The 16,694-nt window shown below is 62.0% G+C and carries 10 protein-coding genes; 5 read left to right on the top strand and 5 right to left on the bottom strand.

Annotated features, from left to right (window positions below; genetic code table 11):
• Positions 1-28: 28 nt before the first annotated feature.
• Positions 29-1,597 carry a transglutaminase-like domain-containing protein gene (locus ACQY7R_RS24030; protein WP_428308088.1) on the bottom strand — a complete coding sequence of 523 codons (1,569 nt, stop codon included), beginning with the start codon at positions 1,595-1,597 and terminating at the stop codon, positions 29-31.
• Between the two features lie 144 nt (positions 1,598-1,741).
• Here ACQY7R_RS24030 and ACQY7R_RS24025 point away from each other — a divergent pair, with 144 nt between their 5' ends.
• Positions 1,742-3,676, top strand: a complete 1,935-nt coding sequence (locus ACQY7R_RS24025; protein ID WP_428308087.1) for a potassium transporter Kup — start codon at positions 1,742-1,744, stop codon at positions 3,674-3,676.
• A gap of 333 nt (positions 3,677-4,009) precedes the next feature.
• The gene (locus tag ACQY7R_RS24020) at positions 4,010-5,941 is read left to right on the top strand and encodes a potassium transporter Kup (RefSeq protein ID WP_428308086.1); all 1,932 of its coding nucleotides are present in this window, start codon (positions 4,010-4,012) and stop codon (positions 5,939-5,941) included.
• Between the two features lie 101 nt (positions 5,942-6,042).
• Here the strand turns inward: ACQY7R_RS24020 and ACQY7R_RS24015 are convergent, their stop codons facing one another.
• The 3 genes from ACQY7R_RS24015 to ACQY7R_RS24005 form a co-directional block, all read right to left on the bottom strand.
• Positions 6,043-7,443 (bottom strand): cytochrome-c peroxidase, encoded by a 1,401-nt coding sequence (locus ACQY7R_RS24015; RefSeq protein WP_428308085.1) that lies wholly within the window; start codon positions 7,441-7,443, stop codon positions 6,043-6,045.
• A 33-nt stretch (positions 7,444-7,476) separates the two neighbouring features.
• Positions 7,477-9,456, bottom strand: a complete 1,980-nt coding sequence (locus ACQY7R_RS24010; RefSeq protein ID WP_428308084.1) for a hypothetical protein — start codon at positions 9,454-9,456, stop codon at positions 7,477-7,479.
• 77 nt (positions 9,457-9,533) lie between these two features.
• Positions 9,534-10,175, bottom strand: coding sequence for a DUF1559 domain-containing protein (locus ACQY7R_RS24005; protein WP_428308083.1), 642 nt, complete (start codon positions 10,173-10,175; stop codon positions 9,534-9,536).
• Between the two features lie 378 nt (positions 10,176-10,553).
• Here ACQY7R_RS24005 and ACQY7R_RS24000 point away from each other — a divergent pair, with 378 nt between their 5' ends.
• Entirely contained in the window at positions 10,554-11,765 is a 1,212-nt protein-coding gene (locus ACQY7R_RS24000; RefSeq protein WP_428308082.1) for a glycoside hydrolase family 99-like domain-containing protein, read from the top strand.
• Between the two features lie 163 nt (positions 11,766-11,928).
• Here the strand turns inward: ACQY7R_RS24000 and ACQY7R_RS23995 are convergent, their stop codons facing one another.
• The gene (locus ACQY7R_RS23995) at positions 11,929-12,879 is read right to left on the bottom strand and encodes a dihydrodipicolinate synthase family protein (RefSeq protein WP_428308081.1); all 951 of its coding nucleotides are present in this window, start codon (positions 12,877-12,879) and stop codon (positions 11,929-11,931) included.
• 120 nt (positions 12,880-12,999) lie between these two features.
• Between ACQY7R_RS23995 and ACQY7R_RS23990 the strand changes: the two genes are divergently transcribed.
• Together ACQY7R_RS23990 and ACQY7R_RS23985 are read left to right on the top strand one after the other, a co-directional pair.
• Positions 13,000-14,979: an FG-GAP repeat domain-containing protein gene (locus ACQY7R_RS23990; RefSeq protein ID WP_428308080.1), complete on the top strand. Its 1,980-nt coding sequence runs from the start codon at positions 13,000-13,002 to the stop codon at positions 14,977-14,979.
• A gap of 188 nt (positions 14,980-15,167) precedes the next feature.
• Entirely contained in the window at positions 15,168-16,643 is a 1,476-nt protein-coding gene (locus ACQY7R_RS23985) for a sodium:solute symporter (protein ID WP_428308079.1), read from the top strand.
• Positions 16,644-16,694 lie beyond the last annotated feature (51 nt).

Raw genomic sequence — 16,694 nt, 5'->3', positions numbered from 1 at the left:
AGAAGTGAATTCTATTTCATCTCGTGGCCTACTCTTTTTCTTCGCCATTCTCGGCTTCCTTCTTTTCCGCCGCTTTCTCCAGCGGCTCCGACTTGCAGTCGAGGTCCCATTCCCAGTCGTTGAAGTAGAGGTTGTGCCCGTCGACTTCGACTTCGCCCCGTTGGAAGTCGATCGGCTCGCTGCGGAAGCTCGTCTTCGCGGGGTGGAGCGTGCGGCCGTAGTCGAGGTTGACGATCAGCCGGTACGGGTCCATGTGGCCGCAGAAGAAATCGCGCACGGCGGGATCGTCGCTCTTGCGGGCGCCGTAAGAGGCGTCGGCAGGGAGCCAGCCCCACGGTTCGATGTAGATTTCAGCCCAATCGTGCATCCCTTCTTCGCCTGGTTTGGTGCCGAAGCCCGACTGCCAGCGAGCCGGAATGCCAGCCGCACGGCAGAGCGTGACGAACGTCGTGTTTTGCACGCCGCAGTCGCCGCAGCGGGCCGCGATCCCCTTCTTCGACAGGCTGGGAATCGTGCTGTATTCCATCTCGGAAACCCACGGCAGGTTTTCGGAGACCCAGTTGAAGATCAGTTGCGCCTTCTTCAGCGAGTTCTTCTCATCGCCGACGACCTCTTTGACGAGCTTCTTCACTTCAGGCGTGAAGGCGATGTGCGGCAGCCGCTGCGCGGTGAACTCGGTAAAGACGTCGCTCTCTTCGTCGTACGGCTTCACCATCTCTGGCTTGAGCGTCGGGACGTACGCAGCGGTGGTGAATTCAAACTCGGCGACGAACTTCGGCGGAGTGCCTTTGTCGTCGACGACTTGCTCGAAGTAGACGGTGCGTTGTGGCGCGCTCGCGGGAGAGAGTTCCACGACCTGCTCCCCCGAATCGGTGGTAACTTGCTGAAGCTGTCCCATGGGGCGGCCCATTCCCATTTCATCGCCAGCGACTTCAATCACCGGCTTGATCAGCTTCACGTCGGTCTGCTGAATCCGATACGCCTGCGGAAACGGCAGCCACGCCCGCACGGTGGCGCCCGGCTTCAACCGCTCGTTTCCCCCCTTGAGCGTCAGTGTGTAAACGACATGATGCTTCACCGGGTAAATCGCCGGCGTGTCGGCCGTCTTGGCGATCGTGTTCAACTCGGCGATGAGGCCGTCGAGGTCGAACCGCTTTTCAGCAGCCGGAGTCTTCTCGCGGCGCTTGCGGGCCTCCTCGCTGACGCGAAAGAGGTTGGCCGCGGCGTTGCGGAAGTACTTATGCTCGCCGTCGATCAGCTTCGAGTGCAGCTTGCCGGCGTCGCGCCACTCTTCGATCTCGGTTTCCTTCACGTCCGAAATTGATTCACGCACCTGCTTGGTAATCTCTGCTTCGTCGTGCGGGAAGTCGGCGCGGGTGCGGTCGAGGACCTCCAAAATCACGGCCGCTTCGGAGGTCGTGGGGAGTTGCGGATCGACGGCTGGCTTGAGCAGTTTTTCCGCTTCGCGGAATTCGCCTTGGGCGATAAGTTCCCGCGCCGCTTGGAGTTGGGCCTTGGTTTCGGCGAAAACGGGCCGGGCGGCCAGCAAGAGGGCCGCCGCGGCGGCGAAGTAAACCAACGAACGGAACGATTTCATCAATGCAACCCCTATGCGTGGACGCCGCCAAGTCGACTTTCAGGGTAAATAGGGAGAGGCGGCGGGGATAGTCGTCTGCTACGATTGGGAGCTTCTATTTTCCTGCCGCCACGGTTGGCCGCACGCATCCTTCGCAAAACCTTTATGCCATCTGCTGTTGAAGCCTCCGGGGGAGAACCGGCGTCGCCGGTTCACGGGGGGCACGATTCGGCCGATCCCCGTCGTTGGAAACTTCTCGCTCTCGCCGCCCTCGGGGTGGTCTACGGCGACATTGGCACCAGCCCGCTTTACTCGGTCCGCGAATGCTTCCACGGCGGCCATGCGCTTCCCGTCACGGAGACGAACGTACTTGGCGTGCTATCGCTGATCTTCTGGGCGCTGACGCTCGTGATCGCGGTGAAGTACCTCGTCTTCATCCTGCGCGCCGACAACCACGGCGAAGGCGGCATCCTCGCGCTGATGGCATTGCTCGCCCCAGCGGGACGCGGCATCGCGCGGCGGACCTGGGTGGTGGTGCTGGGCTTGTTCGGCGCCGCGTTCCTCTACGCCGACGGCATGATCACGCCGGCGATCTCGGTGCTCAGCGCGGTCGAGGGGTTGCGGCTGGCGTCTCGCGATATTTTTCAGACATGGTTCGTGGAGATCATTGCGGTCGTGATTCTGCTGGGGCTCTTCCGCTTGCAGTCGCGCGGCACGGCGAAGGTCGGCGCGCTGTTTGGCCCGTTCATGTTGTTTTGGTTTCTACTACTGGCGGCGCTTGGCGTATGGCACATCCTCGAAATGCCAAGCGTGCTGTCGGCGATCAACCCGCTTTACGCATTCCACTTCTTTGTTGAGAACGGCACAACGGGTTTTCTGATTCTCGGCACCGTGTTCCTCGTCGTCACCGGCGGCGAAGCACTCTACGCCGACATCGGCCACTTCGGCGTGCTGCCGATTCGGGCGTCGTGGTTTGCGGTGGTGTTTCCGTCGCTGCTGCTGAACTACTTTGGCCAGGGATCGCTGCTGCTGCGACACCCCGAAGCGGCCGTCCATCCATTGTTCGAAATGGCGCCCGACTGGGCCCTCTACCCGATGGTGGTGATCGCCACGCTGGCCGCCGTGATGGCGTCGCAGGCGGTGATCACTGGCTCGTTCTCGCTGACGTTGCAGGCGATCCAACTCGGCTACTGCCCGCGGCTGCGGATCGAGCACACCTCGTCCGATCAGAAGGGGCAGATTTACATTCCGGCGGTGAATCGTTCGCTGATGATCGCGGCGATTGCGCTGGTGCTTGGCTTCAAGTCGTCCAGCAACCTCGCTGCGGCGTACGGCATTGCGATCACCATCACGATGGTGGTGACGACGCTACTGTTCTACGTGCTGATTCATCACCACTGGAAATGGCCCACATGGGTGGCGGTACTGTTCGCCGGGTTCTTCCTAGGGATCGACCTGTCGTTCTTTGGCGCCAACCTGCTAAAGATCTTCCACGGGGGGTGGTTTCCGCTGGCGATTGCCGCGGCGATTTACGTGCTGATGAGCACCTGGCAAGATGGCCGGCGGCTGCTGGCCGAGCGGCTGCGAGCGTCGATGCTGTCGACGGAATTATTCGTCGCTGAATTGATGGTGAACCCGCCGATTCGCGTGCCGGGGGTGGCGGTGTTTATGTCGGGCAACCCGATGGGTACGCCGCTCGCGCTGCGGCAGAACGTCGCCCACAACCATGTACTGCATGACCGCAGCATCATCCTCGGCGTGCAAACGGCCGAGGCGCCGCACGTGCCGGACGAGCAGCGGCTGGAGACCGAAGAGATCGGCGAAGGTTTTTATCGCGCGACGCTGCGGTACGGCTTCATGGAAGAGCCCGACGTTCCGGCCGACCTTACTAAGCTCGATTGCCTCGGCGCCGACTTCGACCTGAAAAAAGTGAGCTACTATCTCGGCCGCGAAACGTTGCTGGCGACGCCGCGCGCGGGAATGTATATGTGGCGCGAAAGTCTGTTTTCTTTCCTGTCGCGAAACGCCCAACCGGCGACGCTGTTCTTTCACCTGCCGCCGGATCAGGTGGTGGAGATTGGCGCGCAGGTGGAGTTGTAGCGCTGGCGCGTGACGGCCACCTGATTCACATGTGTGGCCCCCTCCCCCTTGAGGAGGAGGGCTGGGGAGGGGGTGGAACCCTAGTACACGCTTCAATCACCCCTCCCTAACCCTCCCCCTCAAGGGGAGGGGACCACAAGGTTCATGTTCATGAACCTCCAGCAAATTCAGTGGAGCGGGCATGCAAGTTGTACCGCCTGCAACGCCCGCGGAGTTCGGCATTTCTAACCGCGCAAGCGCGTCGCGTCGTGCCGGCGGGGTATAGTTTGCCGTCCTGCAGCGGCTGGCAGGCGTGCAGCGAATCCTCGGCCGCGTCGCTTACGGTCGCTCAGCATGAACGCCTCCGCCACCGATTCGAAGTGCGAAGACGCAGCGCTCCGCCGCCAGCCGGCAAACTGCGGCAACCTGCCGGCTCGCGGTCTCGCCCTCGCGGCGCTCGGCATTGTCTACGGCGACATCGGCACGAGCCCGCTCTACGCGCTGCAAAGCTGCTTCGTGGGCGACGATCCCGTGGGGACGACGCCCGCGAATATCCTCGGCGTCCTGTCACTGATTCTGTGGGCCCTCACCCTCGTGGTGACGGTGAAATACGTCATCTTTATTCTGCGGGCCGACAACCATGGCGAAGGGGGCATTCTGGCTCTCACCGCGCTGTTGTCGCCGCTGGCGAAGAGTCCGCGGCGGCGGCAAATCGTCATCACGCTCGGACTGTTCGGCGCCGCATTCCTGTACGCCGACGGCATGATCACGCCCGCAATTTCGGTGCTCAGTGCTGTCGAAGGCTTGCGACTCGCCGAGCCGACGCTGGAGCGGTACTGGATCATCGCGATCTCGATCACGATTCTACTCGGCCTGTTCCGGTTGCAATCGAGCGGCACGGCCAAGGTCGGGGCGCTCTTCGCACCGATCATGCTCGTCTGGTTCGCCGTTCTGGCGGGACTCGGCGTGTGGCACATCTTGCAGGAGCCTGGCATTCTGGCGGCGGTGAGCCCGCATCATGCTGTGCTCTTCTTTTCTAACAACGGAACTGCGGGGTTCCTTGTGCTGGGGACGGTCTTCCTGGCGGTCACCGGCGGCGAAGCCCTCTACGCCGACGTCGGCCACTTCGGCGTGCGGCCGATTCGCTTATCGTGGTTCGCGGTCGTGTTTCCCGCGCTACTGCTGAACTATTTCGGCCAGGGCGCGCTGCTGCTCCATCGGCCGGCGGCGGTGGCGAACCCGCTGTTCGAAATGACGCCGCACTGGGCGCTCTATCCGATGATCATCCTCGCCACGATGGCCGCAGTGATCGCGTCGCAAGCGATCATCACCGGATCGTTCTCGCTAACGTTTCAGGCGATTCAGCTCGGCTTCTGCCCGCGACTGCGGATCAAGCACACCTCGGCCGAGCAGCGGGGCCAGATTTACATTCCCGCGGTGAACCATCTGCTGATGGCGGCGACGATCGCGCTGGTGCTGATGTTCCGTACGTCGACGAACCTCGCTGCAGCGTACGGCATCGCGATCTCGATGACGATGACCGCGACGACTGTGCTGTTCTTCACGCTGATCGCGTTCCACTGGAAATGGTCGCGGTGGATCGCCGGCGCTTTCTTGCTCTTGTTCCTGCCGATCGACCTGTCGTTTCTCACGGCCAACTTGGCGAAGGTGATCCACGGCGGTTGGTTCCCGCTGCTGATGGCGGCGCTGATTTACCTGGTGATGAGCACGTGGCGCGAAGGACGCCGGCTGACGCTCCGCGAGAAGGGGCTGAGCATCTTGCCAACCGAGGCGTACCTCGAGAGCCTCTCGTCGCGGCCGTTGCTTCGCCCCACGAATACGGCGATCTACCTCACGGCAAACGTCCACGGGACGCCAATCGCGCTCCAGCAGAATGTGATCCACAATGGCGTGCTGCACGAACATGTAGTGATCCTCCGCGTTGAGACGGCGGAAACGCCGCGCGTAGCGGCTGGCGATCGGATCCATGTCGAGCCGATTGAAGGCGACGTCTACCGAGTCGCGCTACGGTACGGCTTTATCGAACGCCCCAACGTGCCGTGCGACCTAGCGGCTGCCACGTTGGGAGGCGAGCCGATCGATCTGGAGCACGCGAGCTATTTTCTGAGCCGCGAGATTGTGCTGCCCAGCGAGAACGGCGGCGGCATGTGGCGGTGGCGCGAGAAGCTGTTCGCGTACATGGTGCGGAACTCGCACGCAGCGACGACTTACTTCCAACTGCCGGCTGATCGGGTGGTGGAAGTTGGAGCACAGGTGGAGTTGTAGCCCCGGGCTCCGCCCGGGGGTCGGTTTCCATACCGGTCGACGTCGTCGCGCATCGTGCTACCCCCGGGCAGAGCCCGGGGCTAAAAGAATATGCGTCGAGCCTACTTCGCCGCCGTCTCTTGCGATTCGGCGGGCGGTAGCTCCGGCGGGCGCATCCGCAAATACGGCTCCGAAGCCGCTTCCAAAAACGCCTCCAAATCGGACAAATCCTGGTTATTCAGCCCTAGCGGCTTCAGCAGCGACGACTTCTTCGGAAAGAGCGGGTCTTCCAACTGGTGCTCGTGCCGGCGAATCGTCGGCATGCCGACGTTGTACATGTTCAGCACGCCGCGAGCCGTCGGGAACAAGCCGTTGTGCATATACGGCCCCGACTTAGCAAAGCTCCGCAATGACGGCGTGCGAAACTTACCGACGTCTTCCGTCTCGCCGGTAACGGCGTAGCGGCCAAGGTCTTCATACTTGCGGCCGTAGTAGCTGAGGCCGACTTCGTGGAACTCGCCGTCGGCCATCAGCGGGCCGTAGTGGCAGTTCATGCAGCGTGCCTCGCGACGGAAGAGGTCGAGGCCAAGGATCGCGTCGTCGCTGAGAGCCGACTTGCGACCTTTCAAAAAGTGATCGAACGGCGTGCGGCCGCCAGTGATCGTCCGTTCGAAGCACGCGAGCGCTTTGGTCACCCGGTCGATGTCGATTACCTCTCCGCCAGCCTCGGCGGGTCCGAACACTTCCGTGAACTTCTCGTGGTAGCCCGGAATGGCGCCAAGCTTTGCCGACAAATCAGCGGGCGCTGAGCGCATTTCGTCTTGGTTTAGCAGCACCTGTTGCGCTTGATCTTCAAGGGATTCCGCACGGCCGTCCCAAAACAGCGACGTGTGATACGCGGCGTTCATCAAGCTGGGGGCGTTGCGGTCGAGCGGCTTGCGATCCATGCCAAACGACGTAGTGCGGCCGTCGCCCCATCCTAGGTCGGGATCGTGGCACGATGCACACGCCATCTGCCCGCTCCCCGAAACGCGCGGGTCGAAGAACAGCATCTTGCCGAGTTCTACTTTCTCGTTCGAGAAAGGGTTGTCCTCCGGATGCTGCACCTCGGGAAGCAGCCCAATCTCTTGCCACTTCACGCCAGCGTCGACGGTCGGCGCTGGCCACGTCGATGGCGTCTTACGGTAGATCTCACGGAGTTGGGCGGCAAGCTCCTTACGTTCGTCGTCGGTTCGCTCGAGGCGACGCGGCAGACGACGTAGCACCGTCGGCGGCAGTGGACGGCGCTGCGGAGCAGGGGCTGCGGTTGCATCGCCAACGTCAGCAGATGCTTCGTTTGCGTTTGCGGTCGCTTCCCGCGTCGCAGCGGCAGCCGTTGCTTTCGCGGGCTCGGCCGCTGGCGCCGGTGGGGTCGCCACCGCTTGAGCATTGGCCACCAGCGACGTTTGCCCTACGACCAGAGACAAAACGAGCGCAGCCGACCGCACGAATGCGGCCGGCGCGCTTACACGGTATCTAGTCACAAGTGACATGCTTCTAGTTGTAAAGAGGTGACGTTACCGCACCGATTGTCGACGACGCAGGCCTGCAACGCCAGCCACGGCGAGCGTGCCGAGCAGCAATGCCGAAGGTTCCGGCACCGCGGCCGCGACCGGCGCCGCGGCAATAGCGCCGAAGTTACCCTGCCAGATCGCGAGATCATCGCCATCGACCAACCCGTCGCCATCCGCATCGGCGCCCGTGCCCGGCGTAACGCTCGTGCCGAACTGCTGCTGCCAGGCGAGGAAATCGGCGCCATCGACGACGCCGTTCAGGTCGAAGTCGCCCGCCAGGCCGGCGCTGAACCCGAACACGTTGAGCACGTCGTCAAGGAACTGGCCGACGTAACCGCGGCTCGTGAGCTGCGTCTTCGTGATCGGCTGATCGAGGACGTTCAGCCACGTGTCGGCGAACAGTTGCAGATCGACGAGGTTGACGATGTTCGCATCGACGGCGTTCGCCGCGTATAGCGGATCAACGCTGGCAAAGTCGCCGCTCGTCCAGGTCTTGTTGGCCGTCGGGCTGGCGGTGTAATAGTTGGCGCCGACGACGTCGAGATCGACGAGGTCGAGCACGCCGTCGAAGTTCGCATCGCCGTTGGGGAGGTCGACGAACTGTTGGAGAATCTTGACGTCCTTCCAATCGACGACTGAGTTGGCGTTGAGATCGAACTTGTAGTGATCAACGTTGGTAAGGGCCGTTCCGCGCGTCTTGAGCGCTGCAGAGAACGCGGTCATGTCAGCCGTTTCGCCAGCGGCGCCGTTGCGATCGAAGTCGCCGACTTCGAAAACGTAGGCGCCTGCAATCGAGTTGACCGGAGTGCTCTCGGCGTAGAGGATTTGCGTAATCGAGCCGGCGGTCGGGTGGGTCACAGTGCGGGGTTGCATTCGCAGCGTGTTGCCGTTCGGATTGGGCGATGTGTTCAGCACGCCCGTAAACACGATGTCGCGCTCGGCGTAGCTGACGACCTTTGCTAGGCGGCCTTCAACGTCGAGCTTGAAGATGCCGCGACGTTCCGGCGAGCTGTCGGAATTATTGAAGTAGAGGTTGCCTGCTTCATCAGCCGCCATCGCGAAGCTGGTCGGCTCTTGATCGGCGCCTGCGTCGAGAAACTCGCGAAAGGCTTCAACGCTAAGGACTTCTTGACGGGCGGTCAGCGTCGTCCCATCGTAGGTGAACTTGTCAACGCCGCCTAAGTTGCCCGTCGATCCTCCGCCGCGAACATAGATCGTGTCGACGCCGCCATTAGAGATCACGGCAGGTTCCGTATTGATGTCATCTTCGGCGACCAGGCGAGAAACAGCTCCAGTGACGGCATTCAGCTTCCACAGGCCGCCGAATGCGGTCGTCGGGTTGCCGCTGTCAGCGAAGTAGAGCGATTGCCCATCGCCCGACCAAGCAAACTGCCGGCCCTGATTGGTCGACGTGCTGGTCGTTCCAATGGCGGTTTGCATGTTGCTGAGCGTGGCGAGCGTCGTGAAGACGTCGCGACCATCGCCCCCTTCCGCCGACTGGAGATTGTACGAGTAGAACCGCTTCGTCGCCGCCGGATCGGTTGTGGAAGAGGTCGGGAACCGCGTGAATCCGCTGTCGGCAATGATTGCCATTTGGTAGGGGGCGATCGCCGTCGGTCCCGAGCCAATCGTTTTGGGATTGAGCAACAAGCCGCTCTGCAAAGCACTGCTTACGGCTCGATTCACGTTGCCGTCGCGGTAATAGAGCTGCAACTCAGTTTCCGAGACATAAACGGCGCTCGTTTGCGTCCCGCCGACGTTCGAGATCTTCCGCAGTGCGGCGCCCGCGCCGAAGGCCGTCACATACATCGAATCAGTGACGGGATCATATCCAAACGTCGACAGCGAGTTCCCACCAGTCGCGAGCGTGCTCGGCACGACGGTGACGAGCGTATCGATCGCCGCGTTGGCTGTGGAATGGCAGCATGTAAGAATCGCCGCCGTGAGCAATCCAGGAACGGCCAAGAAGCGAGGGGTTCTCATCAGAAAGATCTCAATAGGTGAAAATGCAAAGCGGTTTATTAACGGACCAAAAGCGTTAAGCTCACGACCGGCGACGACTAATCGCCAATGACAAAGTACTCAACGTGGCCATCCAAGCAGAGGCGGTTGTATCCACGCGAGCGGAAGCCGACGTGCGGCATGACTTGCTCGGATTGAGCGTAGGTTTTCTCTCGCGGCTCGCCATACAGGCCAGTAGTTCCGGGCCTGATGTTGTAGTTATCCCAAACCCAGACAGTGCTGGCTGGCTCCTCGATATTTCGATACTTTAATATCTCTGCAATATTGAATGCGTAAGTATTACCGAAGTCTTGCATCCAGTCTGGCTCTGAAGGGCAGACCCAAATACCAGCATTTGGGGGCAGGTACTTCTCGTTGACAAATACCGCTTCCAGCCCGAAAGTTTCAGGCAGCGCCGCGCGATCGCCGATCGTCTTGCTACCGGGCGCCATCCGATAGCTCCAGGCGCCCGTTATTTCCTTGTAGGGGTACAAGCCTTTGTGAAGTTCACGGTATTCGTGGCTCACCAGTCCGATCTGTCGCAGGTTGTTGAGGCACTGCGTGTACCTCGCCTGTTCGCGGGCGGCTTGGACCGCAGGCAGCAACAACCCTAACAGCACGCTGATGATCGCAATCACGACCAGCAGCTCGACGAGCGTGAAGGCGGCACGAATATTGTTGCGGTGGTGATCGCTAACCATGGATCGCGTTACGAAGAATTCGAAAAGGCTTCGCAACGAGGTTGAAGTAAAAGTCAGCCCGGGTGGGACGTCACATCCGACGAGACGTTGCGGTGGCGTGGCTGACAGGCGGGTAGAACGGCCTAGCTGGCTTCGCTGCGCTTTCTAAGCACGAGACTCTTGATACTGAGTCTCAGTTCCTAAAAGAGTACTCGCTGAGGCCTCCTTCCAACAGGGGGAGCGCTGCCCTTTTTGCGCAGAGTTTTCTCACCGAGAATTGCGTGAAATCGGCACTTTAGCGGGTAAACTGGGGCTCCCAACTGCAGCTGCCCGCCTGTTCGTGGAAACGTTGGCGGGACGGCTTGGGCCTTCTCCCCAACCCTTTCTGATCGCGTCGCCATGCGCATTTTACTCTGTTGGCTCGCCGTTTTTGCCGCCTCGCTCCTCGCAGCGACTGCCCACGCCGAGCCCCCGCCAGTCGTCGCGAAGGCCAACCCGCTGCCGGTTTACATGCACTACATGCCCTGGTTCGACGCCCCTGCAACGCCTAGCGGCGAGGGTTGGGGTCACCACTGGACGATGCGCAACCGCGATCCGAACGTCGTCGACGCAGCCGGTCGCCGGCAGATCGCGTCGCACTACTACCCGAAGATCGGCCCGTACGCATCGAGCGATCCCCACGTCATCGAGTACCACCTGCTGCTGATGAAACTCGCCGGCGTCGACGGCGTGCTCATCAACTGGTACGGCGAGCAAGGGACCAACGGCGACGTCGAGCAACTGCTGAAGAACTCCAACGCGATCGCCGACCGTGTCGGTAAGTACGGTCTGAAGTTCGCCGTCGTCTTCGAAGATCGCTTCGCCGCGAACCTTGGGCAGGCGCAAGCGAACATGCGCTATCTGCGCGAGCATTACTTCCAGCGGCCCGAGTATATTCGCCATGGCAACGAGCAGCGGCCGCTGGTGCTCGTGTTCGGACCAATCACCTTCCAGAAGCCGGCCGAGTGGGACGCAATCGTCGCCGAAGCGGGCGAACCGCTCGCGCTGCTGACGCTGCCTTACGAATCGGCCGAAGCGGGCGCGAACGCCGCGGGCGAGTTCCAGTGGATTTGGGAAGATGAAACGAAAGATAACGCGATCGACGTCCTCGCCGACTTCCTCAAGAATCGTACTCCGCAGTTATCGACGGTCTGCGGCGTCGCCTATCCTGGCTTCAACGATTACTACGAGGAGGGAGGCGACGGCGCTATCGTGGCGTTCGAGATTCCGCACGATGACGGCAATACACTCGCCCGCACGCTCGAACTCGCAAACAAGCACCGCGACGAACTCGCCATGCTGCAGCTCGCCACTTGGAACGATTTTGGCGAGGGGACGATGTTCGAGCCGACCGTGGAGACTGGTTTCGACTATCTCTCGCAGGTGCAGAAGTTTACCGGCGCTCCCTACAAACAAGCGGAGCTTGAGCTTGTTTACCAACTCTACGAAGCGCGCCGGCGGCATGCCGGCGATGCGGCGAAAACAGAGTTACTCGATCAGGTTGCGGAACTGTTGAATGCTTTGAAGATCAACGAAGCCCGCGCTCTGCTGCACAAGATTGAAACGCGGTGACACTGTAGGGTGGGTGCTCGCACCCACCTTTGCCGCCTCAGTCTGTCATACCGCATGACGTATACGAGGTTTGCCTCACATTCTGCCTGTGAATGAGCGGGCATCAGCCGCACGCGGGCGAGGTGGGTGCGAGCACCCACCCTACGAAATGGGCCGACGCCCTCTAACGGGAGACGTTGAGCTTCTGGAGGCAAGCGGCAATCGTGGCGCGCTGTTCGGCAGTCGCGGGGCGGAACGTCGCGGCCATTTGCTCATCGCAAATCCCCAGCAGCGCGAGCGCGGTCTTGATGCCGCGGATCGCGCAGGCGCCGTACTGGCCATCTTCGTAGATCGCCGAGAATTGGTTGAGCTGCGCTTGCAGCTGCTCGATCGCTGCGCCGTCGCCGCGGAGCGCCGCGTCGTAAAGCGCCACGTAGAGTTGCGGCCAAACGTTCGCGCCGCCGCTCACGCAACCGTGGCCGCCGACTTCCATCGTGTCGACGAGCAGGCTTTCCGAACCGGCAAGCAGCGACCAATCGGGACGGCGGTGAAGCTCGTTCGCCACTTCGCGGAAGTAAGCGAGGTCGCCCGAGCTGTCCTTCAAACCGTGAACGTTGGGCCATTCCATCGCGGCGCGCACCACTTCGAGCGAGATCCACGTCTTCGTGAGCCCCGGCATATTGTAGAGGTACAGGGGCAGGGGGGACTCGTCGTGCAACGACTTGAAGAACGCGAGCAGTTCTCCTTGTTCCGGCGGCACGTAGTAGGGCGTCGTCGCAACGATCGCGTCGGCGCCGGCAGACGCGGCATGGTCCGTGGCGGCGAGCGCTTCGACAAGCGATGTGTCGGAAACGCCGACGAGCACCGGGATGCGACCGGCAACTTGCTGCGTGACGCATTCGACGATCTCGCGGCGCATGCGCACGGAAAGCGCCGCCGCTTCGCCCGTGGTGCCAAGCACGAACAGCCCGTGCACGCCGCCGGCGATGATTCGTTCGGTGAGCCGCTCCAACCCGGCGACGTCGAGTTCGTCGCGCGACTTGAGCGGCGTAGCCAGCGGCGGGATGATGCCGCGCAAGGGGCGGGGCCAATCGCGCTGAGCGGCGGCAAGGTTCGGCGCTGAATGTTGATTCATCGGGAAGAGGTTACCACGGTCGTGCGGTTTCATTTAGAATGCGGCTCATCTTGTCTGGTCCGCGGCGAAATGCATCGCCCGCCGGCCGTTCGACTCACCGACAACCGGCGTCAGTCTACCATGCGGCGTACCGTTTTACTCGTCGTCTCCACGGTGCTGGGGATCGCGTATTTAAATGATGCGTTGCTGCTGGCGGGAGAAGGACTGCAACGCTTGCAGTATGCTGCGGGCGCCCCGGCGGTCGATCTGGGCGTTGGGTTGTGGGCGTGGCCGATGGCGTTCGATTGGGACGGCGACGGCGATCTCGACCTTGTCGTGTCGTGCCCTGATGTGCCGTTCAATGGGACGTACTTGTTCGAGAATCCGGGCGGTAATGCAAAGCTGCCGGTGTTTAAGCCTCCGGTCCGCGTGGGTCCTGGCTTTCACGACATTGAGGCAAGCGACGTCGAGGGCGAGACGCGGTTGCTTGTACCGGGGCATGAACTCGTCGACTTTCGCGAGAACGAACTAAGCCAGAAGAAACGAATTTATCCGCTCGACAACATTCACCCGGTAAAAGTCCGCGGCAATCAGTGGCGGCTCGTTGATTATGACGGCGACGGCGTGCGCGATCTGATCGTCGGCGTCGGCGATTGGAGCGAGTATGGCTGGGACAATGCGTTCAACGCGGCCGGCGAGTGGACCAACGGCCCGCTGCATGGGTACGTCTACTTGCTGCGAAACGGCGGGACGAACGAGCAGCCACAGTACGCGGAACCGGAAAAGCTGCAAGCCGGCGGCGCCGTACTCGACGTTTACGGAGCGCCGACGCCGAACTTCGGTGACTTCGACGGCGACGGCGATCTCGACTTGCTCTGCGGCGAATTTATGGATGGATTCAACTACTTTGAGAACGTCGGCACGCGCACGACGCCGGAGTACGCGGCGGCACGGCGGCTGGTCCATGACGGACGGCCGCTGGCGATGGATCTGCAGATGATCATTCCAACGGCGGTCGATTGGGATCGCGACGGCGATCTTGATCTCATCGTGGGCGACGAAGATGGCCGCGTGGCGCTCGTGGAGCACGCGGGCCAGGTGGTCGACGGGCTGCCGCAGTTTTTGCCGCCGGTTTACTTTCAACAGGAAGCCAATGCGCTGAAGTTCGGGGCGCTGGTGGCGCCCGTGAGTTTTGATTGGGACGGCGACGGCGACGAAGATTTACTTTGCGGCAACACGGCGGGGCACATCGGATACATTGAAAACCTCGATGGCGGCAATCCGCCGCGATGGGCGCCGCCGGTGCTGTTGGAAGCGGACGGGAAACCGTTTCGCATTCAGGCCGGCGTGAATGGTTCGATCCAAGGCCCTTGCGAAGCGAAGTGGGGCTACACGACGTTCAGCGTTGCCGATTGGGATGGCGACGGGCTGCCCGATGTTGTGCTGAACTCGATCTTGGGCCGCGTGGCGTGGTTGCGAAACATCGGCACGCGGACGGAGCCGCAGCTCGCAGCGGCGGAGCCAGTCGATGTGGCGTGGGATCTTGCGGAAGGCCAAGCGCCGCCGAAGCCGGCGTGGACTTGGTGGACGCCCGGCAAGACCGAGCTTGCCCCCGAATGGCGAACGACGCCGGTCGCGGTCGACTGGACCGGCGACGGGCTGTGCGATTTGGTGATGCTCGATCACGAAGGGTATCTCGCCCTGTTCGAACGGTTCCGCGACGGCGATCGGTTGCGATTGAAACCAGGACGGCGTGCGTTCCGGATTGAAGGGGACGGGGCGTTCGACGGCAATCACAATCGTATCGGCACAGATGCGACAGGGCTGCGGCTCAACGCGATGGCGGCCGGAAAGAGCGGGCGGCGGAAGTTGTGCGTCGTCGATTGGAACAACGACGGCCGGCTCGATCTTATAGTGAACAGCACGAATGCGAACTTACTGCTCAACGTGAGCGAGTCGGATGAAGTCACAACGTTTCGTGATTTAGGGCCGGTCGACAAATTAAGACTCGCGGGGCATGACACGAGCCCGACGACGGTCGATTGGGATGGGGATGGCGTGCGGGAATTGTTGCTGGGGGCGGAGGATGGGCATTTTTACTATTTGGAGCGGGATGAGTAGGCCCATCGCTCCCATGAAACTGAATCTTCAGGTCCACTCCCCTTGAGGGGGAGGGTTAGGGAGGGGTGATGGAAGCGGGTACCAGCGATCTACCCCCTCCCCAGCCCTCCCCTCAAGGGGGAGGGAGCCACACATTCAATCTCTCAATCTCTGCTCGCCGCCATAAATAAACGTGAACCGACATCAACATGGCTGACGCTCATCTCGCCCACGTCGATCTCGCCGTGCTCGTCGCGTACCTCGCCGCGGTGATCGGCCTCGGCATTTGGTTCGCGCGACGGCAAGAGGGCGCCGACGACTACATGTCGGCCAGCCGTTCGCTGCCGGGGTGGGCGGTCGGGTTGTCGATGTTCGGATCCTACGTGAGCAGCATCTCGTTTCTCGCGAACCCCGGCAAATCGTACGGCGGCAATTGGAACGCATTAGTCTTCTCGCTGGCGACGCCGATCGCGGCGGCTGCAGCGGTGCGGTGGTGCGTGCCATTCTTTCGCCGCAGCGGCGAGGTGTCGGCGTACGAACACTTGGAGCATCGCTTCGGCCCGTGGGCGCGAACGTACGCCGTCGCGTGCTTCCTGCTCTACCAGATGTCGCGAATGGGGACGGTGGTGCTGCTGCTCGGCATGGCCGTGGCGCCCCTCACGGGGTGGTCGATTCCGGCGACGATCATTTGCACCGGTGCGCTGATGACGATTTACACGATGGCCGGCGGCATCAAGGCAGTGGTGTGGATCGGGGCGCTGCAAAGCTTGGTGCTCGTGGCGGGCACCGCGGCGTGCGTACTGGCCGTCGTGTGGAAAGTTCCCGGCGGCGTCGCGGAGATAGCTCGCACGGGGATGGAGTTCGACAAGTTCAGCCTCGGCAGCTTTGGTGCCTCGCTGAGCATGCCGACGTTTTGGGTGATCCTCGCCTATGGGCTGGTGATCAACCTAAGCAACTTCGCGACCGACCAAAGTTACGTGCAGCGATACATCACGGCGCGCGACGATCGCGAAGCGGCGAAGAGCGTGTGGCTAACGGCCGCGCTGTACGTGCCGACCTCCGCGGTGTTTTTCTTCATCGGCACGGGGCTGTTCGTGCTCTATCGCGCGCAGCCGGAACTGCTCGACGGCGTCACGAAGGCCGACAAGGTCTTTCCGCACTTCATCGCGACGCAACTTCCGGCGGGGATGGCGGGGCTGGTGGTGGCGGCGATCTTTGCGGCGTCGATGGATTCGAATCTCAACAGCATGGCGACGCTCACGCTGTGCGACATTTACAAGCGTTACTTCCGCCCCGCGGCGGGCGAGCGGGAATCGCTGCATGTGCTGCGGCTCGCAACACTCTTCTGGGGCGTCGCCGGCACAGCGATGGGACTGGCGATGATCCGCGTCGAGAGTGCACTCGATGCGTGGTGGCAGCTCGCGGGGATGTTTTCGGGCGGCGTCGTGGGACTGTTTTTACTCGGCTTGATGACCCGCGCGAACAACGCCGCGGGGCTAATCGGCACGGTGACGGGATTGATCGTGATTGTATGGATGATGCTGCCGTCGTTCGTCGACGTGCCGGCCGAAGTGCGGAGTCCGCTCGACGCGAATCTTACGATCGTGGTGGGAACGCTGGTAATCTTCCTGGTCGGCTTGGGCGTTTCGAAGTTATTCATAGCCTCTGGCTCCGCCAGGGGGTAGCGCGGCGAACGACTACGCCTGCCGGCATGGTAGCCGACCCCCGGGCGGAGC

Source organism: Lacipirellula sp. (assembly GCF_965279485.1).
Classification (GTDB): Bacteria; Planctomycetota; Planctomycetia; order Pirellulales; family Lacipirellulaceae; genus Lacipirellula.
Note: the sequence above shows the minus strand (reverse complement) of the source record. Positions and strands in the feature narration are given on the sequence as shown.

Coding starts and splice junctions, on each gene's coding strand:
- ACQY7R_RS24030 (WP_428308088.1), bottom strand. CDS start 1,597: ATGAAATCGTTCCGTTCGTTGGTTTACTTCGCCGCCGCGGCGGCCCTC.
- ACQY7R_RS24025 (WP_428308087.1), top strand. CDS start 1,742: ATGCCATCTGCTGTTGAAGCCTCCGGGGGAGAACCGGCGTCGCCGGTT.
- ACQY7R_RS24020 (WP_428308086.1), top strand. CDS start 4,010: ATGAACGCCTCCGCCACCGATTCGAAGTGCGAAGACGCAGCGCTCCGC.
- ACQY7R_RS24010 (WP_428308084.1), bottom strand. CDS start 9,456: ATGAGAACCCCTCGCTTCTTGGCCGTTCCTGGATTGCTCACGGCGGCG.
- ACQY7R_RS24005 (WP_428308083.1), bottom strand. CDS start 10,175: ATGGTTAGCGATCACCACCGCAACAATATTCGTGCCGCCTTCACGCTC.
- ACQY7R_RS24000 (WP_428308082.1), top strand. CDS start 10,554: ATGCGCATTTTACTCTGTTGGCTCGCCGTTTTTGCCGCCTCGCTCCTC.
- ACQY7R_RS23995 (WP_428308081.1), bottom strand. CDS start 12,879: ATGAATCAACATTCAGCGCCGAACCTTGCCGCCGCTCAGCGCGATTGG.
- ACQY7R_RS23990 (WP_428308080.1), top strand. CDS start 13,000: ATGCGGCGTACCGTTTTACTCGTCGTCTCCACGGTGCTGGGGATCGCG.
- ACQY7R_RS23985 (WP_428308079.1), top strand. CDS start 15,168: ATGGCTGACGCTCATCTCGCCCACGTCGATCTCGCCGTGCTCGTCGCG.